This window comes from Jannaschia helgolandensis (assembly GCF_900109285.1).
Classification (GTDB): Bacteria; Pseudomonadota; Alphaproteobacteria; order Rhodobacterales; family Rhodobacteraceae; genus Jannaschia; species Jannaschia helgolandensis.
The window spans coordinates 1-23,715 of sequence record NZ_FNZQ01000009.1; the positions used below are offsets into that span (position 1 = coordinate 1).

Sequence of the window (23,715 nt, forward strand, 5' to 3'; positions counted from 1 at the left end):
GACGGGGAACGGCTCCACCGTCGCCTCGTCCCGCTGCATGGCGATAAACTTGCCCACAAAGGTAGGCCGGAGTGCGGCGCGCTCATCGAACAGGGTCTTGTAGGCCCGCGGGTTTGTCGGATGCCATTCCTTCAGAGCCCGGTCGGGCACCAATTCGCCCCGGTTGCCGCAGACCGGGTTTGCTATCGTCGGGGATAGGTCGAGGTGGAAGTCCCCCGCATAGTTGAGACGCCAACAACGCTTTTTTTCTTCGAGAAGGCGCACATAGGTGGCGTGTTCCTTGAGCCGGTTTCCAACCGCCGCCTTCAGGGTCGCTGGTGAGATGCCGGACGCGATACCTGCACAAAAGCAGATCAGATCGACATCGAATTCCCGCCGCCCGATTGGCTTCACGGCCGTTCCAAGCGCACTGGACCCTTGGAGATAGACCAGAACACTGACGAGTAGGGGATCAGTTGAACCGGACAGCCAGTCTCCGACGGCACCATAGCTCTGGCGCGCACGATCAAACTGGGTTTCGGTGAGGTCCAGATCCTCGCCGATCTCGTCCAAGATGGTGAATATCTGCGTGCGCCGCCGAATATCACTGTCGGTCAGCGGCTGTCGCAACATCTGATTCATGCCGCTTTCTCCTTGAGTTGATAGACCGGCACGAAGGTATCGGCAGGCTGGGTGAAAAAGATCGGGGTCAGGTGGGGCTTTGCTTTTCGGGCTTCTGACATACCGAGGCCCTTGAGGCGGCCGATCTTCGTGGTGTCATCCAAGGTGAAAAACCCGCTCGGGACAGACGGCGAAATGCGGTAGATGCGATCCCCATCGTAAGGGTGTCCCGTCAGAAGTTTTGCCATGCCGAGGGCGCCATGTGATTGCCCATCCGCGTAAAGGTTGAGGACTTTGAGGCCGAGTCCGGCAAAACCTGGACTTTCGGGCAGCATGTAGACTTCGTCCAGACACCCCAGGCTCAGAATGCGCAGGTCTGACGGAAGCCACCCCAGAAGAGTGATGGCTTCGACGACAGCAATGGCTGTGGGATTGTTGGCCCATGTCCCGCCATCGGTTAGGCCAATATCATCAGCAGTGCGATGTCGCTTGAAATACGTAGGTGCCGCTGCCGTAGCCAGGGCGGCATCAAGCGCAGTCTTGCGATAATCGGTTTGCAGGCGTGTGTGATGCGCGGTCTTGTAGATATAAGGGCTGCGGAGATCGGCATCCCACGCCGGGATCACCAACCGGGTCTGTGATTGCCCGATCAGATCGTTGTTGAGAACGGCCTTGAGTTCACGGGCAAGAATTGCCGCATCGTGCTTTGGACCGACTACGTGCCGACCTGTGGCGGTGAGGGTGCGCCATGCCTGCCGTATCCTCCCCAGCGGTTCATCATCCGCATTGTCCTGACCGAAGATGACAGGCCCGCGACGCTCGTATAGCTCGAGCAGTTCCTTTGCCGTGCGGCCGAGGCCAAGGCCGAGTGCGATGATGCCACCCGTCGATGTGCCCGCGATGAGATCGAAATAGCGCCCAATGGGCTGGCCCAGATCTTCCTCGAGCCCCGCGAGGAATGCAGCGGGCATCGTGCCCTTAATCCCGCCCCCGTCGATGGAGAGGATGCGACGTATCTGCCTGTTGTTCCCACCGTTGCTCATCCTGACATCCATTCCGCTTATGCCCTTCAGCCTTTCGGCGGATACGGGTCCTTGCCATAGGTGTTGCGCTCGCGGATGCGACCGTTCTCGCCGTGGATCAGCATCTCGCTGCCCTGACGAATAGCGGATTCCCGCGCGGCCGTGATGGCCTCGCGCTGCGTGCCGTGGACGGAAGACGCGCGGGAGTTACCCGCCCCCTTCACTGCCCAACCGCTTTCATGCGGCACAACATGCTGATTTTTCTTAGACATTTCAAGCCTCACGTGTCGATTTCGGTTGACGATACGACAACCTTGTGTTTAAATATACAGGAAGAGATGTCGTTTATCAACCACAACAATAACCGCCGGGAGAGGATCATGTTCGGACAAAGACTGCGACTTGCCCGCAAGCGGGCGGGTCTATCCATGCAAGCGCTCGCGGAGCGCGTAACCCCAAACGTGTCGGCACAGGCCATCAGCAAATATGAGGCGGACAAGATGATGCCGTCCTCGTCGGTGCTGGTCGGCCTCGGCAAGGCGCTTGGCGTGTCTCTGGACTTCCTGCTCGGTGGCCAGGTCGAAGCTCTGGAAAGCGTCGAGTGGCGAAAGAACTCGACCGCCTCGGCGCAGGATCGCGCGATGGCGGAATCCATTGTGATCGAGAAGCTCGAAGACTATCTCGCCATCGAGGACATCCTCGACATGCACCCCGCCGAAGACCCCTTCGCCGCGCTGCGCGTGGACAAGGTGGCCGATGAAGAGGCCATCGACGCCAAGGCGCGGGAAGTGCGCGAGACTTGGCAGCTCGGGATCGACCCCATCCCGAGTATGACTGCGCTGCTCGAAGACAAGGGGCTCAAGGTCATCGAGGCCGATCTCCCTGAGCGCATCAACGGGCTGGCCTGTCATGTCGAGCGGGCAGAAGGCCCACCGACTGAAGTGATCGTCGTCTCGCGGCACACCAATGTCGAGCGCAAGCGCTTCAATCTCGCCCACGAACTCGCGCACCGGATCATCATCGAAACCGGCAATGCCGCCCTGAAGAAAGAAGCCTCCATGCACCGCTTCGCGGGCGCGTTCCTCATTCCGCGTGAGCATCTGGAAGAGGAAGCTGGCCGGAACCGGCACGGCATGACCTGGATCGAGATCATGCGGCTTAAGCGGACCTATGGCGTGTCTGCCGCCGCGATGCTCGTGCGGCTTGGCCAGGTGGGCATTCTGTCGAAGAGCGCTGTAGAATATGCGTTCAAGACCTATGCGCGAAGCTGGCGGCGCGAAGAACCGGAGCCTATCGGTCCAGGCGAGGGCTTCGCGGCCTTCGAGAAGCCGCAGCGCTTCGAGCGCCTCGTTTGGCGCGCGCTCGGCGAGGAGATGATTTCCCCCGTGCGGGCGGCGCAGATGCTCGGGCTCCCCTTGAGCGTTGTCGAACGGGACATCAGGGGGCCTCGTGACCTGTGACCTGTGTCGTCGTCAATGATGCGTCCTGCCTGATCGACTTAAAGAAGGGGGAGTTGCTGCACGTTCTGCTGCGGCTGCCCTATCGCTTCATCGTGCCCCTGCCGATTCGTGAAGAGGAGCTTCTCGACTTCACGGCTCAGGAATGGCGGGGGCTCGAAGATGGTGGCCTTGCCACTTATGACCTGCCAGCCGAGGAAGTCGCGCAGGTGGTTGCGCTGAAGCGTGAGCACAGCCGTCTGTCAGCCTATGACTGCTTCGCTCTGGTCACGACAACCTGCCAGGAAAACGGCATCCTCCTGACCGGCGACAATCTTCTGCGCAAAGTCGCCACCGCCCGCGCCGTGCGCGTTCATGGCGTCCTGTGGATCATAGACGAGTTGCACGCCGCCGAAGTCTGCGAGGTCGAGCTTCTTGTTTCCGCACTGCAAATCTGGCGGGCGGATGAGGCGGTCTTCCTGCCTCCTGCCGAGATCGACAAGCGGCTGCGCCGTCTGGGGGCATAATCTGAACAAGGTGGAGATGGCTGGACCCTGCCCACGACGTTCCCAGCGAGAGATCGAACGGTCGTGCAAGCCAAACCCTCTTTTTGGCGAAAAAAACACCGTTTGTTACATTCAGCGTTACGGAAGCTACGGGCAGGTCGCCACCCTCGCCACCCTATCGCGCAACCAGCCTTTCACCATCCTCCTCTCGCAGCATCGCTTCCATGTCGTCCAAGCCATCGACTGCAGAGCGCATCTGCGCCTCATCAGCTACGCTCGCTGCCTCTGCATCGGCGACCTGGCTTCCAAAATCCATCTCCATCTGGCGCTGTTCCTCTGCGATCACAGCTTGAACGACAGGCGCGGTCTTTCTTGGGGCGAGGTCGGTTTGTCCTGACGTTTGACCATCAGTAGCCTGGCGTACGGTCTCCACATCGGCGTTGGGTCCGCTCGGTCCACTCGCAGGCGGAGTCATCGGCATCGCGCGGACACTCAGCGGCAGCGTGCCTTGCGATCCCCCTCCCCCCGGCTCCGGAAACGGCAACTCGCCTGATTGCGCCGCGTGGATCGCCTTGAAGAGCCGGTCGTCAAAATATTGGATCCGCTTTGCCCGGATTGGCATCTGTGCATCAACGACCATGACGATCTCATCAAGCGGCAGACGGCGCGCCTCATCTTCGGGTAACAACGAGCTCTCTTCAGTCCGTGTGGACTGGCTACGGCCTTCAAAGGGGTTCTTGCCAATGGAGCGTGAGCGCGTGACGACGGTTTTCGTGGTCTTGCCAACCGCCTTGCTCAGCTCTTCGACGGTTTTTTCATCCGAAGGCGTCAGGTAGAGCTTCACACCGGCATTGCCTTGCAGGGCGCGGCGGGTGTTCTCGCCGTAGATTTCATCGAGGGCGGGGATGGTTTGCGTGACCACGGCCAAATGGCCGCGATAGGTGCGCAGGGTCTCGATGCTCTCGACCACGATGGGCATCTTGCCGAGACGGTTGAACTCGTCGAGCATGATCATCACTGGCCAGGGCTCGTCGGGCCCGGGGTCCTTTTCCTGCATGGCGGAAAGGAGATCGGAGAAGAAGAGCCGGATCAGCGGCGCGAGGGGTTTGACCATCAGCGGCTGGACCACGAGATAGACCGAAAAGGGCTTTTTCCGGATCGTGCGGAAGTCAAAGTCCGAGACTGCCGTCGCCTCATCGATGGCCGGGTTCTGCCATTGATCGAGCCCCGAGGTCATCAGGAGCGAAACATAAGAGGTCAGCGTGTCATTGTTGGTGGACGCCAGCCGCGTGAAGATCAGTTTGGCCGCCCTGTTGTCGACCTCATGGCCCCGCGCGAAATACTCCTTCTGCTTGTTCCCGCCCGAGGCCGCGATGCGGTAGATCTCGCCCAAGGTCGGGCGCTTGCGCTGAAAGGCCAGCAGGCCTGCCGCCACGAAGAGATCGATCCCGCCTTTGAGGAGGCCCTGCACCCGGTCGTTGTCGCTTTGCAAAAAGAGCGTCGCCAGGAGCTGCAATTCCATCTGCTGGCGCGCGGGGTCTTTCAGTTCGAAGATGCGCAAGAGCGGGTTGTAGCGATGCGTGCGCTTGCCCTCCCAATCGGTGGGGGCAAAGCGATAGACCTTGTCGCCTTGGGCGGCGCGGTGCCGGGCCGTGGCCTCGAAACACTCGCCTTTCACATCGAGCGTCACGGCGGAGCCCTGCCAGGTCAGCAGGTTCGGAATGACGAAGCCCGTGGTCTTGCCGCGGCCCGTGGGCGCCACGATCAGCGCATGCGGGAAAACCTGCGAGCAAATGTAATTGGCGCGGGAGCCCGGCGGCCCCAGCTTGCCGAGGATGAACCCGGTCCCGGGCGCCCCGAAGAAGCCGTTGGCCTTCATCTCGCGCGCGGTCTGCCAATGGGTCTGGCCAAACCGTGTCAGGGCGGACCCCGAGAGGGCGAGGCTCAGCATCAGGCCGGCGGCGGCGAAGCTGCCGATGATCAGGTGGATGAGCTGGGCATCTTCGGGGCGGCGATCGCGGATCGCCAGATAGTTCTGCGCGATATAGGCAAAGTCGATTTCGGCCCCGAAGCCGAGATCCTGGTAGGTCAGCACCGCCGAGGCGATGGTATAGCCCATGGCCCCGGTCACCAGCGTCACCAGCAGGACGCCGGTCGCGATCCGCGCTTTTCCCATGGAGGCGCTCAATGGACCTGACCCCGCTCGGTCTCGCCATCCACGTCTGTCGTGCGATGTTTTTCATATTCGGTGTCGGCAAGATCATCGACCACCTGGCGCAAGGCCTCCGTGTTGGCCGTCGCTGCATCCGATTGCAGGTAGACCTTGGCGACATAGAGCCGGTCGAGGCGGTCCTCGAGAACCTTCTCCAGCGCATCGGCATCGCCGGATGTGAGCCTCTCAAGTTGAGGGTCATCCAGCACCCGCGCGATCTCGCCCCGGAAAGCGTCCCGCTCCGCCTCGGTCTCGAAGGGCGCGGACAACTCCCCCGCCCGCTCATGGTCCAGGACACGCGCAATCTCGTCTGCAAGGCGGTCGGCACGGTCAGACTGCGAAGCAGTTTCACCGCGGGCTGCGAGGAGTGCGTCGCGCGTGCCAGACCCAAGCCCGTCGCGCATCTCGTTCTCGCGGCGGACCTGATTGATGACCTCCGTATCGCGTATCTCTACGACGGCCGCATAGGTCGCGCCGAGCCCGCGGGCGAGGTGGGACGGCATGTCCGGATAGCGCGTGCTGAAGTCATCCGTGACGGCATCTGCAACGGGCGTGCGGAGGTCGCGTCCCTCCATGATGCGGTCGACTTCACGGGTGATCTCGCTGGCGCGGGCCGCATCGGTGATGGTCTCCCTGTAGGGCTCAGACCGGTCGATCACTTCGCCAGGGCGTGCGAGCAGGTCCGGGTGTGCTGCGAGATACGCGCGCTGCTCGGTCTCGATCCGGCGCTCTGCCTTTGAGACCACTTCCCACTCCCGGTCCTCGATCTGCTGCGCTGTCAGGCCGCCTGCGCGCATCTCCTGACGGATTGTCCCTTCCATCGCGCGGACCGCGTCCTCGTGATAATGGAACCGCTCGCTGTCCGCTTCCATGACGCCATCCCGGCGCAGCACGTTCTCGCGTTCCAAAAGCGTGCCAAGCGCGACATGCATATCGTTGAGAATGTCGCGCGCCTGTTCCAGATCGGCGCGGCGTTCGAGGTTCAGGTTCCGCGCCTCAGCTACTTTGGAGAGATCGTCTACGATCCATTGATGCTCGAGCGCTGCATTTGAGGCGCCCGTCTCGATCCGGGCCACGACTTCCGATGTGCTGATCCCCGTGCCCCGTAGTGCCGCGTCAATGCGCGATCTCAAATCGGGCTCTGCCAGACGCTCGCGCTGGCTGGCGTCGATATTGGCTTCGGAATAGATCCCGCCCTCCGAGGGGGTCTCTGACAGCGAGGATGATCGCAAACCGAGAGGCTGCATGTGCTGGACCTGCGTCTGGATCTCGATGAGGCGTTTTTCCAGCACGGGACGTTCCGCGTCAGACTTCTCGGCGATCATGCCCTGCACCCGCGCGAGCTTCTCCGCATAGAGGCTTCTGAGATCCTCGAAACTTTGATCCTCGGCCATATACACATCTCCTGTTCGGTCCACCTGTCCGCCATGCGCGAGCACCTCGCCCGCGCGGAAGAGTGCTGCGGCGATGTCTTCCCGGGCCTCCCGGGAAGCCTCCGCGGCAAGCGAATGGTAGACAGTTCTGGTGTTGGCGATCTCCGCCAGCGTCCGGGTCAAGTCGGCCCCCACACGTTCGCGCTCGCGGGGCGCGCGACCCTCTTCTTTCGCCGCATAAACCTCGCTGGTGCGGGCCGGGTAATGCACGACGCCGCGATCCACCCGGCGCGTGGCCTCCAGCCGCACGCCGTATTTCTCGGCCTCCTCGACCATGGCGAGGCGGAAGTCGTCATAGTTGAAGCGATGGTTGCGCCCCAGAAAGAAGAACTCGCCTTCCTGCGAGCGACGGTTCAGCACCAGATGCGCATGGGGATGATCGCGGTCCTCATGCACCGCGATGATGTAGTCGAAATGGCCCGCGTCGGTCTGGAAGAACCGCTCGGCCACATCCGTCGCAATGTCGCGCACATCCTCTCCCCGCGTGCCGATGGGGAAGGACATGAGCATATGGGTCGTCTGGCCCAGCTTCGGCTTGAAGCCCGCATCCCACCGCTTGGCAAAGCGTTCGGTCAGATCCTTGATGTCGCCCGCCTCAAGTTTCGCCTTGCCATCCAGAAACCCGCTCGAGTCGACGATATGGGTCGACTTGGTCGTGAGGTAATCGAGCTGGTTTGCGAGCTGCGATTTCGTATGTGTACCCCCGCCCCGGATCGCCTTGAAAACCGCTGGCCGATGCCCTGCTGCCGCGCGCACAAGCTGGGTCTGCTTGGCGACATGCAGCCCCTGCATCGAGCCCCGGACGCGGCTCCAGCCATCCCGGAAGACCTCGCCCGTGACGGCATGGACGGCATCATTCAGCCGCATGGGCAAACTCCCTCAGCGCGGCCGTGGCCTGCAGCTGCATCGCGTCACGACGGCGGCGCAGAAGCAGATCGATCTCGTCAGCAGAATCCAGGATGAACCGCGCCAGCCCGCGCATCTGCGCAAGGCGCAATTCGGTAAACTCGGCACTCGTGCCCCCCACGGCCCCCTGCCCCCGCCGGTTGGCCTGCGTCATCTGCTTGGCGATCTGCGTGACCCCATTGCCTACCTCGTGCAGAGAGGCGCGGTAGCGCGCCATCTCTGCTGCCATCTGCGCGTCCGGAACGAACACCCCGCCCGCCGCCTGAATGAGCCGCCGCAGCCCCTCGGCCCGGCTCTCGATCCCCGCCTTCGCCAACACCGCGTCAAGCGCCGCCAGCTCCGCAGCCGTGACCTTCACACTGACTGCTGAGACCGGAATTGCGGCATCCGTCTGGCGCTCGGCATCTGCTTTGAGCGTGTACTGAATCGCCCGCACCGACACGCCAAAGCGTTCCGCCAGCACTGAAGTGGAAACGCCTTCCGCAGCTTCGCGAACGATCTCCATGCGGTCCGCATCTGTGAGGCGTTTTGAGCGAGACATGCGAAGAAAGACCCCCTATTTCCTGCCACCTTCCACCAAGGCTGCCTATACCTTACGATAATATACCCAACTGTCAATTATATACTTACGTCGAATTCAGTCTCAGGCAGCCTTGGTGTCCGCTTCACGCCGCGGCCCGCAGGGCCGAAGCTCTGCCGCCCTCACCACCGGGCGACCCACCTGTCCTAGGGGTCCCGTCCACCAGCCCCGCCCGAGGGTCTGGCCGAACACGCACGTGTTCGGACGGAAACGCGGGCGGGCGCAAACCCCACCGACAGGGCGGACAGGCAGGGTCAAGGAGGGCCAGATTTGGGTCCCCAAATCTCTGCCGCAAAAACCGGGAGGCCCTGGCCGATAGGTTTTTGTGGATGGCCCCCTTGAGGCTGACGGGCCGGTCTGTCGCGACCTGATCATTCTGGGCGGAGTGCGTCCGTTGAACGCGCAGCGACCGGCATCCCTGGAACAGGGACAGGGCCGCCCCAAGATCGTCCCGGGGCGGCCCATCCTCGTCAGAGGATTTAGTCCTGGGGATCTTTCGCGCTCGGTGGGAACATCACCAGCTCCGAGACCGCGACCGGGAAGTCGAGCTTGAGGCTGAAGAACTCCGAGCCGTCCCCGTTGCGGGTGTTGCGGAACATCGCACCCACGCGCTGAAAACGGGTGCGCTCCTGGCCATCGGTATCGGTGAACTTGACGGGGACGGTGGCGACGTAGTGGTTGGTCATTTGGGTTACTCCTTGTTGCGATGGGGATCACCCGGCACGGGGGCAAGAGGCCCGGTCGCAAGCGCAAATGCGGAGGGTCCGCGGCCAGCCGTGGAAGCCGTATTTGTGCTTGCCGAAGCGTGAGCTGAGGGCACGGACGGGCCGACCCCGTGCGATCCACATCTATGAGCAAAAAGGAGAGACCCGGATGACCCTTGCCATCACGCCGCAGCCAGCATCCGCGTCAAGTTCACCGAGCCTGGCCGGGGTGCTGACGGAGCCCGCCCGCGTGGGTTCGATGTTCCGAAACACGCCCCAAGGGACGTGCAAGTCTTCAGCCTCAAGTGCGACGTCTCGATCCCTCGCGTCTTGCGCCGCTGACGATGTGCGTGAGATGCGCACCATCCCCAACCCGTACCGATGCGGATGGGCCGCACTCTGACGGACTGGGTAGAGGGATAACGGTGCTGGACGCCGCAGACTGCCGATCACGCATGACCGATCGCACGCGCCATGAGACATGACGAAAGGGCCGCGCCAAGCGCGACCCCCTTCTCTTCAATCCTGCGACGCCTTCTTCGCCGGGTCTGCAACCCGCATGACCGTCAGACCTTTCGCTTCGGCCTTCTGCCCGAGGTTCAAAGCGACCCCGTTGCCGCGATTACGCGCCCAAGCTCGCGAGGATCCTTTTTGTCTCCGGCAACCGCTTCAGCGAGTTGCCGATGCGCTCGCGCCAGCGCGGTCCAACCTCCAAAGCAGCGGCATAAGCTCGGGCCAGATCATCGGGCCGGTCCTCAGCCATTGCCTCGATCAAGAAGGCCGCCTGCTCGCGGTCCTTCGCGGATTTGAGGCTCCCCGCCCCGTCCCGCCGCCGATCAGCGATGATCAGTTTATGGATTGCATATCTCTCCGGGCGTGGCACTTGGACCAGAACGCCGGATCGATAGATCGCCGCTGCATGGATCGGCTCGGCAATCAGGAAGTTGAGATAGTTCAACCCTTGGGCATTCACGCCCAAAGCGGGCAAATCACGGATGGTCTCATCTCCAAAGGCCGGTGTGAGAAACTCGACCAACTGGCCGCTGCCGCCTTGCGCCCATCGCCACGTCCGGCCTTGGTCAAGAGCCGGTAAGGGATCAAATTTGAGAGCCGAGAAGGTCTCGGCCAGACCCGGGTCAACCTGATCCTGCAGCGCCACGCTGAGCTTTTCGAACTGGGCGATGTCGATATCGCCAGTGTTGGCCATACCGCCAATAGGCAGGCGGATACCAAGCTCGCCTTCATAGAGGCGAAATGCATTGGTTCCGACGATGGTGCCACCCAAACGGAAAGTTCCGGCAGCGGCCATCGCCGACAGGATGGACCCCGTTGCCCGATCGGTGGGCGTCATGCCTTCCGCGCGCAAGAGCCGAACAAGCCGCGACCGTTCCGCCTGCCGATCCTTGGCAGTCGCGCGCAGCTCTTCGATCCGGTCGATACGTGCACGCGTCTCGTCACTGTCCTCGCCGATATAGATGAACCGCATCTCCGTTCCGACGCGTCGCGCGGCGTACCAATAAGCCTTGTCGCCGCGCTCTTTGAGCGTCGGCTTTCCTTCAACACCGGACAAGGCGTCGTCCTTCAGGAGCCGCACCAGATCGGTATAGGCGCTCATTGCGATGCTGCTGAGAGGGGTCATGCCAATCATTTCCAAGTTTTGCTTGGCACGCATATACCTATCAAAACATAAAATTGCTAGGCATAACTCTCTGGGTACTGTCACGCCCATGAGACATGACGCAAGGGCCGCCCGAAGGCGACCCTCTCAATTCACGTCTCCGCGGTCTTCTTCGCCGGGTCCGCAACCCGCATGACCGTCAGGCCTTTCGCTTCTGCCTTCTGCCCGAGGTTCAGCGCGACCCCGTTGCCGCCGAAGAGAACAACCCCCGTCGCCGCGAACTTGTCGTCCAGCATTTCGTCGTTGCACTTGAACGGTGCCGCCCGGCCATGCGCGGACCAGCGCGGATCGAAGCGCGCCTGCGCGACCCCGCGTGCCCGGGCCCACCGAGCCGCAATCATCTCCGCCCCGTGCTTGCCACCCTTGTGGCAGAGGAAAATCTCCTGGTTGCGGTTCTGCTTGATCCGCTCGCGAACCTTGTCGAGCGTGTTGAAGATCACATCGACATCGGTCCAGTCGGTGGCGCCTGAGACGATCAGGGGAACCCCCTCGACTTTCGATTTCTCGGCGGTCTCGCGGTCGTGCTGCTCCAGGAGCTGCCGCGCCTCGAAGACCGCCCCGGTCTCTTGCGCCCGGACGCTTGCGCGCGAACCGGCTGCCGGGATGAAGGCGTGGCCCGTCTCGATTTCGTAGCATTCCGCCGCTGCCTCGCTCATCACCTCGATGGCGCTGACAATCTCGCGCAGCTGCAGAAAGCGCGCCTGCGCCTCTTCGAGCGCGGTCTCGGCGATTTCCGATCCGTCGTGGGATTTTGCCAGCGCGCCGATCTTGTCGGCGGTGCGGTCGACCTCCTTGCCAAGCGCCACCTTGCGGCGCTGCAGGATCGTCGCGAGCCCATGGGCCAGCGGTTCGATTTCCGCTTCAAGCCCGGTCCCGCGCAGCTGCCCGAGCAAAGCCTCGAAGCTCTCGCGGATGATGTGGTCGGTCAGGACGTGATCCTCGGGGATCGGGAGCTGTGCGTCCTTCTCGGTCAGCCCGAAAAGTTCGATCGTCTCGTAGGTGTTTGCGGTGTCGTAAGCCATGTCTGGTCTCCAGTGTTCGGTTCCTAGGCCACCACGTGAGTGTGGGGGCATGGCCGAATGCCTGGTTTCCGAATCTGCCCGGGTCAGGGACGGCGCAGCCGCCGGCTTGCCGGGCGCAAAAGTTTTCTGCGCGCAGCACCTGACACATGCGCGCCCTCACGCACGGGACCATCCCGCGCCACATGCCCCGCCCTCGCCGAAAAGTTTTGCGATCCTTGACGCGGGCTGATTTGGGGGCCATCCGGAGGATATGCTTCCGCGCTCATGTGTGTGTGTTTTGACGGTAGGTTTGCCCGACCCGAGCAGGCAAACGGCCCGACCGGACGCGGGAGACGGATGAAGCGGCAGGATCGTTTTGGCCTCGGGCCAAAACAGACCACAGCGCAATCCGGCGGAGCGGCCGGGGAGGTACGTGCTCGCGAGGCGGGCAAACCGGGACGCCAAGCGCAACGCCGCGGTGAGGCCGCATGGCCGAATGCGCGACGGACCGAAGGGCCGTTCTCCCCTGCGAAACGCGAAGCCGAGCTGGGGAGGCCGACAGGCTTAGCCCAAGGTTGATGTGCTGGCGACGCCGCTGCCGACTATAAGGATTACTTTTCGCAGCATTCGAAGTGATGGCGGAAAACACCAGTTTTCTGCATCCCACAAGAACTGTAGCAATGCGCGCCTACGAACGTGATGGTCCTCACCCGCTTGCGGCATGCAAAATGCTATATTCGGCCGCATTCCCGCTATATCTCGGCTTATAGCTGAAGACCCTTTTTTCACGCTATAGGATCAGCCCAAATTGACTATCCAGGTTTCAACCACCGTGAAAAAGGTCCTTGAGCGTTGCACGCCCCTGCTGACCAGCTGGAACGGTTACCCGGTCGCTGCGTGCGATAACCCTGTTCCGCAGTCCCGATATCGGATCATACCGAATTTGCGTCGTTTCGGAGATGACGGCCCGAACAATGCCCGGTGACACGTACCTCTTCTATCCAGTCTTTTCAAATGTGATGCCCTTCTCGGACCGAATGCAAAGATTATGACCCGCACTTGCATCATGCGGCGATGCGCCGTGACTGAACCTACCCGACAAGAAAAATATACGGGTGAATCCACCCGCAATATCTGGACATTTAACCGCATAGCCGAGTTCAATTTATATTCGACGCCCGTTATGGATGGTCAGATAGAGCGTTAAACAGGCGCACTGAACAAGAAAGTAGTTAACCCGATGGCATTTCTCAACTTCGCGGCGATCGAGCCGCATCGAGCCGACATATTGATGAAGAACGCGTTTTTCGGGCTCAAGGCTCCCTATGAATTCCTGTCTGGCGCGAAGAAGCGGTTGGAGGATCCCGACAATCTTCCGAACGTCGCATGGACCGCCGAAGAAGCCCCCTATGAAAAAAACCCGCAGCACTCCAATGGTCGCAAAGGAAAGAGGCCGGGGAAAAAGAGCGACGGTTTCTGGGTGCGCCTGCACAAGAGTGGCGGCGATGAATTGTCCGAGGCCGAACTGCGGCTCTTTACCGACCCGGAGGTCGAGAGGGTTGCCTGGATCGAGAAGCAGCAAACCAGAAACGGTAGCGAGAGACCGACCTTTCGTGAAATCGACGTACTCGAGCATGACCCCGATGCTGGACGCCTGCGTCTTGCCGCCCTGCCGCCAGAAGGTGAGCCGCTGACCCTGCGCCCGAACAGCTATCAACTGCGCAAGCAGCGCGACGCGATCTCGGCGCTTCAGAACCAGCCGCATCCTGCCCATCGCCCGCTGCTGCGGCTGCTTCAGCCGCAGTCACTTGCCAACTGGCCACGCCCCGTGCCAGTGCCGGAGCCCGAGTGGTTGGTCTTGACTGATCCCCACCGCCCCGGCGCGTCCGAGCAGCGCGACTTCGTGCGCTACACCCTCTCCACCCCCGATTTCGCCTTGATGGAAGGCCCGCCCGGATCAGGCAAAACCACGGTGATCTGCGAGCTGATCTTGCAAATGGCGCGTATGGGCAAGCGGGTGCTCCTTTGCGCGTCGACCCATGTCGCAGTGGACAACGTGTTGGAAAGGTTGATGGCGGAAGGCAGTGCGCATCGCGACCTTGTCATTCCAGTGCGGATCGGCCGCGATGCAAGCCTTTCCGATGAAGCAAAGAAATGGACCCTAGAACGACTGACGAAGCAGGAACGGCAGCGCCTTCTGGCCTATCTCGGAGGGATTGGGACGCCCGATGCCGCCCAGCAGAAATTGCTGGACGAACTGCGGGCGGCCCATGGGGATCACATTGTTGAACGTTTGTTGCTCGACGGGGCCAATCTTGTCTGCGGTTCGACGATCGGCATCCTGCAACATCCCGATATCAAGAAGGGCGGCCAAGCCACACCAGTCTTCGACATGCTGATCGTGGACGAGGCTTCCAAAACAACTTTTCAGGAATTCCTCGTGCCCGCACTTCTTGCGAAGCGTTGGGTGCTGGTCGGTGATCCGAAGCAGTTGTCGCCCTATGTCGATGATGACGGCGTTGCCGCCGCGCTCGACGATTGCCTGCCCGATGAAGACCGCCGCAATGCCTGTGTCGACAGCTTTCTCGCCATGACGGGCAAGCGCGGCGCAGCAGCGGTCGTCGCGACCAAGCAACAAGACGCGATCTGGCGCGAGGAATCCGAGGCGCGGGGCGTCGCGATCCGGGCACCCAATGACACGGATGCAGCGCTGGCCGATATCGTTATCGGCACCGAAGTCGCACTCGAGGCCCTGCCACAAGCCTTGCGTGTTGATCTGGAAACCATCCGCGCGCCCGAAGACGCACTGCCCACCCTGCGTCGCCGTCACGCGGCCAATGGCGCCGGGACGCCGCCTAGTTGGGCGCATGAGCTGGCATGGCGTCAGGTGACGCTTCACAGCCTGCGCGACGAGACAGGCGGCAAGGCGAAGTCCCTTCTACAAGAGTCTGAAGAGCTGTTGCCTGCTATGGCAAATGACAAGTTGAAGGACGCGATCGCGCTGACCCGTCGTATCGCGCTGCCTTCGGTGCTCGAAACTTTGCGCCAAGGGTTTGAACGCAGCGGGGATCGCGATCGCGGCAATGCGCTGACAGACGGGCTGCCGGAAGAAGTTTTGAAAAATCGCCATGTGCTGTTGTCTTGGCAACATCGGATGCACCCCGAAATCGCCGACTTTCCTAGCAAGGCATTCTATGGCGGCCAGGCGTTGCATACCGCCGACACCATGTCCGACCGCCCCTGGGGCTGGCGGGAGAACGAGCCGCGCATGACTTGGCGCGATGTTCGCGGGCGCTTCAACGCACGAGAGGGCGGCAATCGTGATGAGGTCGACGAGATGCTGCGCGAGTTGCGCGCCTTCGTCGACTGGACGAAGACCAATCCACCTCCGGGCGGTGGGGTATGGGAGGTCGCGCTCCTGTCGCCCTACCGGGTACAGGAACGGGCGCTTCGCCGCGCGGTACAGAACTTGGCGGGCGGAGCCGCGCGCTCGCGCCGCATCGAGTTCGGGCCGTATTGCGTCGCCGATATCTGCACCGTGGACCGCTTTCAGGGCCAAGAGGCCGATATGGTTCTGCTGAGCTTTGGCAATACTCACGGCACGCATTTTCTGCGCGCGCCCAACCGGCTGAATGTTGCCCTGACCCGGGCGCGCCATCGGCTGGTGATCTTCGGCGATCGTGCTGGCCTCAAGAGGGCAGGCGGCGCGCTCGGATCTCTGGCCGAAGCCGCACCTTGGGGCCGCAGCATAGCAAAAGGAGAGAAAGAATGATCCCCGCCTTTACCCTTACACGGTCCATCAAGATCCATGTCACCCGTTTCGCCGGCGAGGTCGCCAAGGAGGAAAAGCGGCCCGAATTGATGCCATTCTTGCTGATGGCGCGCGATACTGACGGGATTACTGCGGCTTCAGCAGCAGGCCACCTGCTCGGCGCACACGAGGGGCGCAGGCAGATCGCCCAACGGCTTCTGGAACAACTCAAGCGGTCCGGCGCGTTGGAGGCGCAGGGAAATGAGGGCTTCAAACTCACCGAGGCGGGCCACGAGGCCCTGGAGAAGGAAGCTGTGTTCATCGCAGAACGAGGTAGCTGGGAGGTCTGGCATACCAGTGACCCGCTGCTGCCACATGGTTTGATCCAGTTGACTGGTTACACGGAACCGAAAGCGTACGACGAGGTCAAGCATGACGCACCGAAGCGCGATGCGAAACGGCCGCCGCCTACGCTCGACGCGCTTAAGGGTTTGCCCCTCGCGCCGATCATGGGCGGCGAGAGGCGGCGCATCGACGATTTACCGAACAAAGTGGAACTTCTCGAGTCAAAGACCGGGACGCTCACATGGGAAGTCGCAAGAAAGCGCCTCAGCCTGACAGTCGACGAGCAGACCGTCGATCGGCCTGCTCCGGAGCTTGCCCATAAAGCGACCTTCGAGGCGCTTCTGGAAACAGCAGGATTGACCTTCGACTGGGATGCGGAGACGGAGATTTTGCGCCGCAGTTTCGCCGACCTGTCTGACGCGTTCCGACGCAATATGAGGGAGGATGTCACTTTCCCGAGCCCTGTTCGGTTGCATCAATATGGGAACTTCGAACAGACGACGGTGCACGGGATCGACATTAACGCCCGCACCCTACACGACGCCGAGGCATGGGCTGACTGGCGCCTCGAAGACAGTATCAACGAGATTGCCTGCTCTCGGCGCTTCGACAAGTGGTGCTCAGAGGCAGTCGCGCCCTTCGTGGGCTTCACGCCACTTGACCTACCCTCCCGGCAAGACCTTGCCGCCCGCGCTCGCCCCGCCGAGGCAGGCGCTCCGCTGAGCGCTGTCGCCTGGAACCTGACCGCCGCCGAAGATTGGAACCTGTGATGCTGGTAGACCGCCATATCGATTTTGAAGCTCCCCGTACCGAAACCGTGTCACAGATCGGTCGCCCGCTCGGCATGGCTTGGGTGCCGAAACCACGATCCGTTTCAAAACAGAGCCTCGGGAATGACGACCTGCTGCCCGCCGATGCCAGCCGCTGTCTCGAAGACACGCTGGTGAAAATGATCGGCGATGCGCAAGAGATGGTCGTGCTGTGCAGCTTCCTGCTTGCCTCGGACCGTATGATCGCGGCGCTGGAGGCTGCCACCCGTCGTGGCGTGCGGGTTTACATGATGCTCGCCTCGGAAGCCCGCCTCGGGCAGGAGAGAGAGGAGGATGACTTCTCGAAACACTGCCGCGAACATCATGAGGAGATGCTGCGCCGCCTCGCCCCGCATGCCATGATCCGCAGCGCAGCCCATTATCACGCCAAGACCGTGTTGATCGACCCCAAGGGCCCGAATGCGCAGGGTTGGCTGCTGACCGCCAACATCACCGACGAGGCCCTGACCCGCAACGAGGAACTGGGGCTTCGCCTGACGTCCGAGGAAGTCCGCTCGGTCTTCGTCGAGTTGCGTCATGCTTTCTGGGAACGCGCCGAGCACCGGATGAGCGGCACCGATTTCAGACCCGCAAAGCCCCTCGGAGCCGTCGAGTTCCCCGCTGCGGGTCTGGCCCTCGTGACTTCGCCGCCACGCCGCTCGATTCAGGACACCGCCCTTGAACTGATCAAAGAGTCGGAAAGGCGGATCATAGTCTCCTCCTTCGGCTGGGCGCTGGATCATCCGGTCACCCAAGCCCTGATTGCCCGCGCGAACGCTGGGGTGAAGGTCACTGTACTCGCGCGGATCAGACCGGCGGCAATGCCCGCGCTAGCCGCTTTGGCCGAAGCCGGCGCTGAAGTGTACGGATTCAAATGGCTCCATGCGAAGGCAATCTGGACCGACCGCGACCGCGCCATGATCATGACGGCGAACATTGAGCGCCTTGGGATGGAGGAAGGCTTCGAACTTGGTCTTTCTCTGGATGGCAACCGCACGGAGAGTCTGCGGCACATCCTTGAAGGGTGGGCCGGCACGGCGCAGGCCTGGCTCGATCCCGAAGCGAAGGTTACGCAGGACATGGAAAAGGTGAAGCTGTGGAAGGATGGAGATCTGAAGGATATGGAAATACCTGCCAACCTCCCCGTTGACCTGGAAACCGTCACCATGCGCTCACTGACCGGCCCGCTGCCCGAGTGCCCGGCTATGCCCGCCGAACTGCCGATGGCGCGCAAGCTGAGCGTGACATGGCGCATTGATCCGCCCCGTGTCGACGCGCGGGCGATCCACATTGACGTGAATGGCAAAGAAGTGAAGAAGTACAAGGGTGATAGCTCGCCTACGACCTTCCCTGCCTTGATGCGCGAGCCTTCGGGGCGTCGGGTGGTGGTGATCTCGGATCTCGCGCAACTTGAGGCCGCCGAGCGTCTGTTCGAAGCGGCCAGCGCAAAGGCCGTGGTTATGACCAGGAGTGCCACATGAGCGGTGAAACCCTGCTGTGCTGGGCTTCGGTCAATCACGGCACATCGGTCCTGACCGGGGCGCTGGAGGCCTTGGCCGAGCGCGGCCACTCTATCGAGCGGGTGCTACTGCTAGTGCAAGAAGAGCGAGAGGCCCCCGAAGACCTACCACAGCACCTGCAGATCGAGACCATGGCGCTCCCTGTCGCCGACCCTACAGACCATGCCGCGCTTTACCTGACCCTGCGGGCGAAGCTTCTGCCGCAGCTCTCGGCGCTGGAAGAACCGCTGCATGTGAATGTCTCGCCCGGCACGCCTGCGATGCATGCGGTCTGGCTTGTGCTGGCGGCAGGCGGTGCCTTCCCGCCCGGCACCCGGCTGTGGTCCTCGCAGCGCCCCGATCCGGGAGCGCCGGCACGGATCTCTCCGGTCGAATTCGCGCCAACAACCTGGCTCTCGGCTCTGCGTGCAGATCTGGCGCAGACCCCGGAACAGGCCGCCTACGACCCTGATGCGCTCTCGGCCGACCGGCGCGCCGCGCTGGATCGGCTCGCGCGCTATGCCTTGGTCCCGGGAGTGCCGCTTCTGATCCTTGGTGAGCGTGGAGTGGGCAAGACCCGGGTCGTCGAAAGCCTTGTGGCGAAGCTAAAAGGGGGGCGACACGTCGTTACGCTCTCTTGCGGCCACCTGAGAGGAGAAGGTGTCGAAGCGCTGCTGTTCGGCCGTGTTGCGGCCACCAATGACAAGGTGTCTGCGGTTGGCAGAGGGCTGCTGCACGAAGCGGACGGCGGGATCCTGTTCCTTGACGAGGTGCAGGACCTGCCGCGTGACACCCAGCGCATTCTGCTACTCGCGCTACAAGGCGGGGTGCGCCGCTGGCGACGGCTCGGCGAGACCGAGCACCAGGAGGCACAATTCGATCTTGTCTGCGCCTCAAACCTTCCGATCGACGAACTGGAGAAGACGCTCGATCCGGATTTCTTCGACCGCATCGCCCATCTGCAGGTTGAATTGCCGCCCCTGCGCGACTGCCCTGCGGACCTGCAAGCCGACTGGGGCCGCGTCTGGCGCGAGATCGGCTTTCCCGGTGATCCACCCTGGAGCCCGACGCTGGAGCGCGCTCTTACGGAGGCGCGTCTGCCGCGCAACATCCGCGACCTGCAACGCCTGGCCGCGATCATCGTTTCGACGCGGCCCGATGGGCCATGGAACGTCTCCTTACAACGCCAGGCACTCGAAGAGTGGCGCGCTGTCGGCGCCCCCCCGCCGGGGGATTTTGGAATCGGCACCCGCAAGCAGCGGCTTCACTGGTTTCAGACACGGCTCGCACTCTGGGCAAAGGAGCGCTACGGCACGTGGGAGGCGGCGGCGTCCGAACTTGCCTGCAACGAAAGCACCTTGCGGGTCGATGCGAAAAGCAAATTTCCTTTTGAAAATTAATGAGGTGACAAATCTGAAAGGTTGAGCCAACTGAAGTTAAGGCCCTCTTGTAAGGCGCTGACTCCCCGACAAGCGACGATAATGTCGACTTATCCGACGACTGTATCTGATTGCTGCATCGTGATCCAAAGGTCTGCAACAAACTAGGAGCGGGCATGCGCCGCGCCAAGAACAACTGGCTACTGTGGGTCGAGTGGCCCGCTTCAGTCCAGATCGACGTCGGCCAGACGCGGCGCATGGACATGCGTTCGGACAAGAAATGCAGCGGCCGCGCCGGCCAAAGCGCCGAACAGATGAGCCTCCCACGAGACGTCAGGCTGACCCGGAAGAACGCCCCAGAGAATAGAGCCGTAGAGGACACCGACCACCAGTGCCGCGCCCAGCGTGATCAATGAGCGATCCACGAAGCCGCACGCGACGAGGAAGCCAAACCAGCCGAAGACCAACCCTGACGCACCGATATGGATAGCCGAACTTCCGAACAGCCAGACAAGACCGCCGCCGAGGCCGATCACCACGGCGTTCACCGGCAGCAAGGCCCGCGTGGTTGTTGCCACAAGCAGTCCACCCATCACCAGGAGCGGCGGCGTGTTGGCCATAAGGTGCGCGAAGCTTCCATGCAGGAGGGGCATGGTGATGACACCATCTAATCCGCTGACGTGCCGGGGGATCAGGCCGAAGGCCGGGTTCAAGCCGTAACCGATGATCCAATTGAGGAGGTGAACCGCCCAGAGCAGTGCGACAAAGGCGACAAGCGCAGCTGCGCGCCGGAAGAAGGCGCGCATGTGATCCCGGTTCATCATGTTGGCGACAGTAGACATCACCACAGCACCTTCAACGGCTTTCGCGCGCTGCACAGGGTGCCACCTTTGGGAAAGGGGGTTTGAGGCGGCCAACCTCGGTACGGCTCAAGCCAAGAGAATGGCTCCGATCTTACACGGTGTTCCCCGGACGAAAGGGCTGCGGTTCACGCTCGGGGCGCTTCAAGGCTTCGGCGTATTTACGGGCATTGTCATCGATCGTGCCGTGCCAAAGCTTCGAGACGAAGGCCCGGGCGTCTTGGACTGTCATGTCTTTCAGCGAAGAGAACAGCACCATGAAAAGCTCATCCTCGCTGATCGCAGCGGCGCGGTGCATGGCGTCAGCGTAAAATGACGGGTCGTTGAGAACCTGCTCGCTCAGCGGCATCCGCGCGAGGTTCTCTTCCGGGATCGCCATGAAGATCGTGTCCTGCAGGTCGGCCAGATACGCATGCCGCGATGTGGACACCGGCTTTCCGGCCGCCTTGGCCTCCAGATATGCCTGCCTTGTCCTGTCGAGCTTTGCCCTTGCATGGGTCAAGATGACTTCACGCTGCCGGGCGGGTAGCGCAAATCCGGTGCAGCGCTCGATATTGGCGAGGAGATCTGCAACCTGTGCCTCAACATCAAAGTTGTCAAACCATGGAACCGTCCCTGATCTAGCCGCCACGCGCCCGCCCTCTATGTTTCGATAATATATTATTGTATCGCATTTACACCAGATCGCAAGCGGGTGGCGTCCTTCACGCAAACGGACATGGAAAAAGGGGAACCGTGGTCCCACGGCTCCCCTTTCGGTTCAGATCGTCTCCCCCTCGCGCGCCGATTAGGCAACCAGCGACAGCCCCGCGCCTGCGTCCTGCGGTTGCTCACCGCTGTCGATGAACGGGATGATCGAGAAGGTCTGCCCGCCGCGCTGTTTTTCGTTCTGCACGGCGTTGACGCGCAGATCGCCATCGGGCGTGTTGATCAGCAGCGACAAGTAGTCATTGCCCGTGCGGCTGCTTTTGGCCATCCACGCCGATCCGACGCGGATCGGTGTGCCCCGGGGCGAGCTGACCTCGACGCGGTAATCCGGGTGGGTCTCCTCGGATTTGTAGCTGTTCTCGATCAGCATGAACTCCAGATCGAACATCATGTTGGCGATGTAGCCGGTGAAGGCGTTGTCAGCGTCCATGGCGGTCAACTCGCCCGAGATCGAGCCGGACTTCATCAGGCCGTTCGAGACCAGCGGGATGATCTCGAATTCGCCGCTTTGGGTCGCGCGCGCCTCTTTCGTCTGCACCGCGTTGACCCGGAACGGGCCGAGGCCGACATCGATCTGCATCGAGATGTAGGGGTTGCCGCTGGTATTGCCGGTCTCGTTCCAGGCCGTGCCGATACGCACCTTGCGGCCTGATTTGTTGACTGCCGTCACGTCAAAATCCGGGCTGCGTTCAGACATCTTGGCCCGCGCCTCCAACTGGATGGCGATGTCAAAGCGCGTCGAGTGGATCATGCCGGTGTACTGAGCGGCTGCGGTCTCGACATTGCGGGTGAGGGTTCCTGCGAACATGGGATGGTTCCTTTTGGATTGGCCGGTGCCTGACGTTTTTGCCAACGCATCCGGGATTGCTTTCTCGACCCCTTGAGGGATCACAAATCAGAAAGCCTGCTTTCCTTTCAGCCCCGCCCACGGGTCAAAGCTGCCGTCCGAGTGGGAATGCCCCCGCGCCTCCGGGTGCTACGCCCCTCCCCTGCCCGACTGGTCTTGATTGGCTGCCCGGATTTTCCGCGCCGTCCTCCAATCGCGCGATGAAGAACTCCGCCTCTTTTCCGTTCAACCGGTGCCCGCCCCGGTCGGTCAGACCGATGCAGCTACCATTCGGCACATAGGTGATGAGGTACTGACCGAGCCGGTCCTTGTGTACAACGTAGCCGGTATTGGCCCAATGCACGGTCTGCCCGGCATCGACCGCGGCTTTGATTTCATCGAGTGTCATGCGAACCTCCTTACGAAGAATGGTGGGGAAACGACGCAAGAAGCCCGATCTTCCAACCGGGCTCCCATGCAGCATTCGTTTGGCAAACGGCCGAGAGCTGTCAGGCGCTTTGCGTGGCTTGCGTCGCGCGCGCCGCCATCCAATCCTTCAGGCCAAGAACCGTTCTTCCGGCGGCGACCTCGGAGGCCCAGGCAACCCTTGGATCGCCGTAGGGCTCGGAGCCGACATGCCGGTCGATATGGCCATTGGCCATCCATGGCTCGGGCTGGATCCGTCGCAGCCAGTCCGCCATGCTCGGGATGCGGCCCTGGCAGTCTTCACGGACATGCTGCTCGCCGATCCAGCGTACGGGGATGTCCCGACCCGCGCTATTGGTCAGGGTCAGGCCGAAAACCCGTTCCGCCTCGAACAGGCCTTGAGCGTGGTGGCGCATGGCTCGGTGCGTAAAGAGCGCCAGGTGCTCTTTCGAGGCATCGAACCAATCGTGCACAGCCTGATAGTCAGACGGCACCCCGCCGAATTTCCGGGCAGAGCTTTCAGCATGATGAAGCGGATGGGCCATCTCAAAGTCCCTCGACATAGCTGTGCGCGCATTCGACATAGCGGTCCGCGTGATCGAGGCTGATGCTGTCGTTGCGCAAGTCCCAGGTCAGCGTGCCGTAGCCGCCTTCGTTGTTCTCGAACCCCGGGTGATGGTGATAGGCGAGCGACCAGGCGAAATCGCCCACGGCGGTGGCAAGCCGTTCCGGCAGTTGGACCTCCGCAGGCTGCACCGTCACATCCTCAACATTGCCGGAGTCGCCATAACCTTCGTATTCGGCAGTGACCTCGCTGATGCCAAGCGCGCGCAATTGCGCGATCAGCTCCGCTCGGGATGCCTTCAAGGTGGTTTCGCGCTCTGCGCGCCACTGAGCCGCCAGTGCGGCATAGTCGATCTGGGGGTTGGTCATGGGTCTGTCCTCTTATCTGAATTTGGGGGGGCCGGGTGTGGCATTGGTCAGCGCGCGCCCCGAAAGCGCAGACCGGTCAATTCCAGATCCGCGACGCCCGA

Annotated in this window: 21 protein-coding genes and 1 pseudogene; 6 read left to right on the plus strand and 16 right to left on the minus strand. The window is 62.1% G+C overall.

The features are described from left to right. From BMY38_RS16830 to BMY38_RS16840, 3 genes are all read right to left on the minus strand, one after another. On the minus strand, window positions 1-621 hold a 621-nt coding region (locus BMY38_RS16830), incomplete at its 3' end, for a nucleotidyltransferase domain-containing protein (RefSeq protein ID WP_139204734.1). Beyond that, entirely contained in the window at window positions 618-1,643 is a 1,026-nt protein-coding gene (locus BMY38_RS16835; protein ID WP_245737665.1) for a CBASS cGAMP-activated phospholipase, read from the minus strand. The genes BMY38_RS16830 and BMY38_RS16835, both read right to left, overlap by 4 nt. Before the next feature lie 26 nt (window positions 1,644-1,669). After that, entirely contained in the window at window positions 1,670-1,894 is a 225-nt protein-coding gene (locus tag BMY38_RS16840) for a DUF2188 domain-containing protein (RefSeq protein ID WP_009815559.1), read from the minus strand. 66 nt (window positions 1,895-1,960) lie between these two features. Here BMY38_RS16840 and BMY38_RS16845 point away from each other — a divergent pair, with 66 nt between their 5' ends. Then, the gene (locus BMY38_RS16845) at window positions 1,961-3,082 is read left to right on the plus strand and encodes an XRE family transcriptional regulator (protein WP_092765068.1); all 1,122 of its coding nucleotides are present in this window, start codon (window positions 1,961-1,963) and stop codon (window positions 3,080-3,082) included. Continuing rightward, window positions 3,079-3,585, plus strand: coding sequence for a PIN domain-containing protein (locus BMY38_RS16850; RefSeq protein ID WP_092765070.1), 507 nt, complete (start codon window positions 3,079-3,081; stop codon window positions 3,583-3,585). The genes BMY38_RS16845 and BMY38_RS16850 overlap by 4 nt, the downstream gene beginning before the upstream one ends. A gap of 154 nt (window positions 3,586-3,739) precedes the next feature. Here the strand turns inward: BMY38_RS16850 and BMY38_RS16855 are convergent, their stop codons facing one another. From BMY38_RS16855 to BMY38_RS16880, 7 genes and pseudogenes are all read right to left on the minus strand, one after another. Continuing rightward, window positions 3,740-5,740: a type IV secretory system conjugative DNA transfer family protein gene (locus tag BMY38_RS16855; RefSeq protein WP_092765072.1), complete on the minus strand. Its 2,001-nt coding sequence runs from the start codon at window positions 5,738-5,740 to the stop codon at window positions 3,740-3,742. An 8-nt stretch (window positions 5,741-5,748) separates the two neighbouring features. Further along, a complete protein-coding gene (locus BMY38_RS16860) occupies window positions 5,749-8,076 on the minus strand; it encodes a relaxase/mobilization nuclease domain-containing protein (RefSeq protein WP_092765074.1) in 2,328 nt (775 codons plus the stop codon). Continuing rightward, on the minus strand, window positions 8,063-8,656 hold the full coding sequence (locus BMY38_RS16865; protein ID WP_092765076.1) for a helix-turn-helix domain-containing protein: 594 nt from the start codon (window positions 8,654-8,656) through the stop codon (window positions 8,063-8,065). Before BMY38_RS16865 ends, BMY38_RS16860 begins: the two co-directional genes overlap by 14 nt. Window positions 8,657-9,174: 518 nt before the next feature. Continuing rightward, window positions 9,175-9,381: a hypothetical protein gene (locus BMY38_RS16870; protein ID WP_007120662.1), complete on the minus strand. Its 207-nt coding sequence runs from the start codon at window positions 9,379-9,381 to the stop codon at window positions 9,175-9,177. A gap of 537 nt (window positions 9,382-9,918) precedes the next feature. After that, window positions 9,919-10,017 (minus strand): annotated as a pseudogene (locus BMY38_RS18640) (DUF2493 domain-containing protein); the annotation flags it as partial. 4 nt (window positions 10,018-10,021) lie between these two features. Next, window positions 10,022-11,038 carry a nucleotidyltransferase family protein gene (locus BMY38_RS16875; protein WP_245737677.1) on the minus strand — a complete coding sequence of 339 codons (1,017 nt, stop codon included), beginning with the start codon at window positions 11,036-11,038 and terminating at the stop codon, window positions 10,022-10,024. A gap of 131 nt (window positions 11,039-11,169) precedes the next feature. Further along, window positions 11,170-12,099 (minus strand): DUF2493 domain-containing protein, encoded by a 930-nt coding sequence (locus BMY38_RS16880; RefSeq protein WP_092765078.1) that lies wholly within the window; start codon window positions 12,097-12,099, stop codon window positions 11,170-11,172. A 1,219-nt stretch (window positions 12,100-13,318) separates the two neighbouring features. Here BMY38_RS16880 and BMY38_RS16885 point away from each other — a divergent pair. Genes BMY38_RS16885 through BMY38_RS16900 form a run of 4 tightly spaced genes read left to right on the plus strand, consistent with a single transcriptional unit; the run spans window position 13,319 to window position 19,882 of the window. Further along, window positions 13,319-15,850 (plus strand): AAA domain-containing protein, encoded by a 2,532-nt coding sequence (locus tag BMY38_RS16885; protein WP_092765081.1) that lies wholly within the window; start codon window positions 13,319-13,321, stop codon window positions 15,848-15,850. After that, complete coding sequence (locus BMY38_RS16890; RefSeq protein WP_092765083.1) at window positions 15,847-16,944, plus strand: hypothetical protein; 1,098 nt, start codon at window positions 15,847-15,849, stop codon at window positions 16,942-16,944. Before BMY38_RS16885 ends, BMY38_RS16890 begins: the two co-directional genes overlap by 4 nt. After that, window positions 16,944-18,464 (plus strand): phospholipase D-like domain-containing protein, encoded by a 1,521-nt coding sequence (locus BMY38_RS16895; RefSeq protein WP_092765085.1) that lies wholly within the window; start codon window positions 16,944-16,946, stop codon window positions 18,462-18,464. The genes BMY38_RS16890 and BMY38_RS16895 overlap by 1 nt, the downstream gene beginning before the upstream one ends. After that, a complete protein-coding gene (locus BMY38_RS16900) occupies window positions 18,461-19,882 on the plus strand; it encodes a sigma 54-interacting transcriptional regulator (protein WP_092765087.1) in 1,422 nt (473 codons plus the stop codon). Before BMY38_RS16895 ends, BMY38_RS16900 begins: the two co-directional genes overlap by 4 nt. A 203-nt stretch (window positions 19,883-20,085) precedes the next feature. On the opposite strand, the gene BMY38_RS16905 is transcribed toward BMY38_RS16900, so the two are convergent. The 6 genes from BMY38_RS16905 to BMY38_RS16930 all read right to left on the minus strand — a co-directional run bounded on the left by BMY38_RS16905 (window position 20,086) and on the right by BMY38_RS16930 (window position 23,614). Further along, entirely contained in the window at window positions 20,086-20,739 is a 654-nt protein-coding gene (locus BMY38_RS16905; protein WP_425431638.1) for a rhomboid family intramembrane serine protease, read from the minus strand. A gap of 76 nt (window positions 20,740-20,815) precedes the next feature. Further along, a complete protein-coding gene (locus BMY38_RS16910; protein ID WP_245737668.1) occupies window positions 20,816-21,352 on the minus strand; it encodes a hypothetical protein in 537 nt (178 codons plus the stop codon). A 156-nt stretch (window positions 21,353-21,508) separates the two neighbouring features. Then, window positions 21,509-22,237 (minus strand): DUF736 family protein, encoded by a 729-nt coding sequence (locus tag BMY38_RS16915; protein ID WP_092765091.1) that lies wholly within the window; start codon window positions 22,235-22,237, stop codon window positions 21,509-21,511. Between the two features lie 124 nt (window positions 22,238-22,361). After that, window positions 22,362-22,664: a hypothetical protein gene (locus tag BMY38_RS16920; RefSeq protein ID WP_092765093.1), complete on the minus strand. Its 303-nt coding sequence runs from the start codon at window positions 22,662-22,664 to the stop codon at window positions 22,362-22,364. Window positions 22,665-22,764: 100 nt separating this feature from the next. Next, window positions 22,765-23,226: a DUF6915 family protein gene (locus tag BMY38_RS16925; protein WP_092765095.1), complete on the minus strand. Its 462-nt coding sequence runs from the start codon at window positions 23,224-23,226 to the stop codon at window positions 22,765-22,767. A 1-nt stretch (window position 23,227) separates the two neighbouring features. Continuing rightward, window positions 23,228-23,614 carry a DUF6878 family protein gene (locus BMY38_RS16930; RefSeq protein ID WP_092765097.1) on the minus strand — a complete coding sequence of 129 codons (387 nt, stop codon included), beginning with the start codon at window positions 23,612-23,614 and terminating at the stop codon, window positions 23,228-23,230. Window positions 23,615-23,715: the final 101 nt, after the last annotated feature.

What these genes read in the sequence shown, in the direction of transcription:
- BMY38_RS16835 (WP_245737665.1), bottom strand. Translation starts at nt 1,643, where the DNA reads ATGAGCAACGGTGGGAACAACAGGCAGATACGTCGCATCCTCTCCATC.
- BMY38_RS16840 (WP_009815559.1), bottom strand. Translation starts at nt 1,894, where the DNA reads ATGTCTAAGAAAAATCAGCATGTTGTGCCGCATGAAAGCGGTTGGGCA.
- BMY38_RS16845 (WP_092765068.1), top strand. Translation starts at nt 1,961, where the DNA reads ATGTCGTTTATCAACCACAACAATAACCGCCGGGAGAGGATCATGTTC.
- BMY38_RS16855 (WP_092765072.1), bottom strand. Translation starts at nt 5,740, where the DNA reads ATGGGAAAAGCGCGGATCGCGACCGGCGTCCTGCTGGTGACGCTGGTG.
- BMY38_RS16860 (WP_092765074.1), bottom strand. Translation starts at nt 8,076, where the DNA reads ATGCGGCTGAATGATGCCGTCCATGCCGTCACGGGCGAGGTCTTCCGG.
- BMY38_RS16865 (WP_092765076.1), bottom strand. Translation starts at nt 8,656, where the DNA reads ATGTCTCGCTCAAAACGCCTCACAGATGCGGACCGCATGGAGATCGTT.
- BMY38_RS16870 (WP_007120662.1), bottom strand. Translation starts at nt 9,381, where the DNA reads ATGACCAACCACTACGTCGCCACCGTCCCCGTCAAGTTCACCGATACC.
- BMY38_RS16875 (WP_245737677.1), bottom strand. Translation starts at nt 11,038, where the DNA reads ATGACCCCTCTCAGCAGCATCGCAATGAGCGCCTATACCGATCTGGTG.
- BMY38_RS16880 (WP_092765078.1), bottom strand. Translation starts at nt 12,099, where the DNA reads ATGGCTTACGACACCGCAAACACCTACGAGACGATCGAACTTTTCGGG.
- BMY38_RS16885 (WP_092765081.1), top strand. Translation starts at nt 13,319, where the DNA reads ATGGCATTTCTCAACTTCGCGGCGATCGAGCCGCATCGAGCCGACATA.
- BMY38_RS16890 (WP_092765083.1), top strand. Translation starts at nt 15,847, where the DNA reads ATGATCCCCGCCTTTACCCTTACACGGTCCATCAAGATCCATGTCACC.
- BMY38_RS16895 (WP_092765085.1), top strand. Translation starts at nt 16,944, where the DNA reads ATGCTGGTAGACCGCCATATCGATTTTGAAGCTCCCCGTACCGAAACC.
- BMY38_RS16900 (WP_092765087.1), top strand. Translation starts at nt 18,461, where the DNA reads ATGAGCGGTGAAACCCTGCTGTGCTGGGCTTCGGTCAATCACGGCACA.
- BMY38_RS16915 (WP_092765091.1), bottom strand. Translation starts at nt 22,237, where the DNA reads ATGTTCGCAGGAACCCTCACCCGCAATGTCGAGACCGCAGCCGCTCAG.
- BMY38_RS16920 (WP_092765093.1), bottom strand. Translation starts at nt 22,664, where the DNA reads ATGACACTCGATGAAATCAAAGCCGCGGTCGATGCCGGGCAGACCGTG.
- BMY38_RS16925 (WP_092765095.1), bottom strand. Translation starts at nt 23,226, where the DNA reads ATGGCCCATCCGCTTCATCATGCTGAAAGCTCTGCCCGGAAATTCGGC.
- BMY38_RS16930 (WP_092765097.1), bottom strand. Translation starts at nt 23,614, where the DNA reads ATGACCAACCCCCAGATCGACTATGCCGCACTGGCGGCTCAGTGGCGC.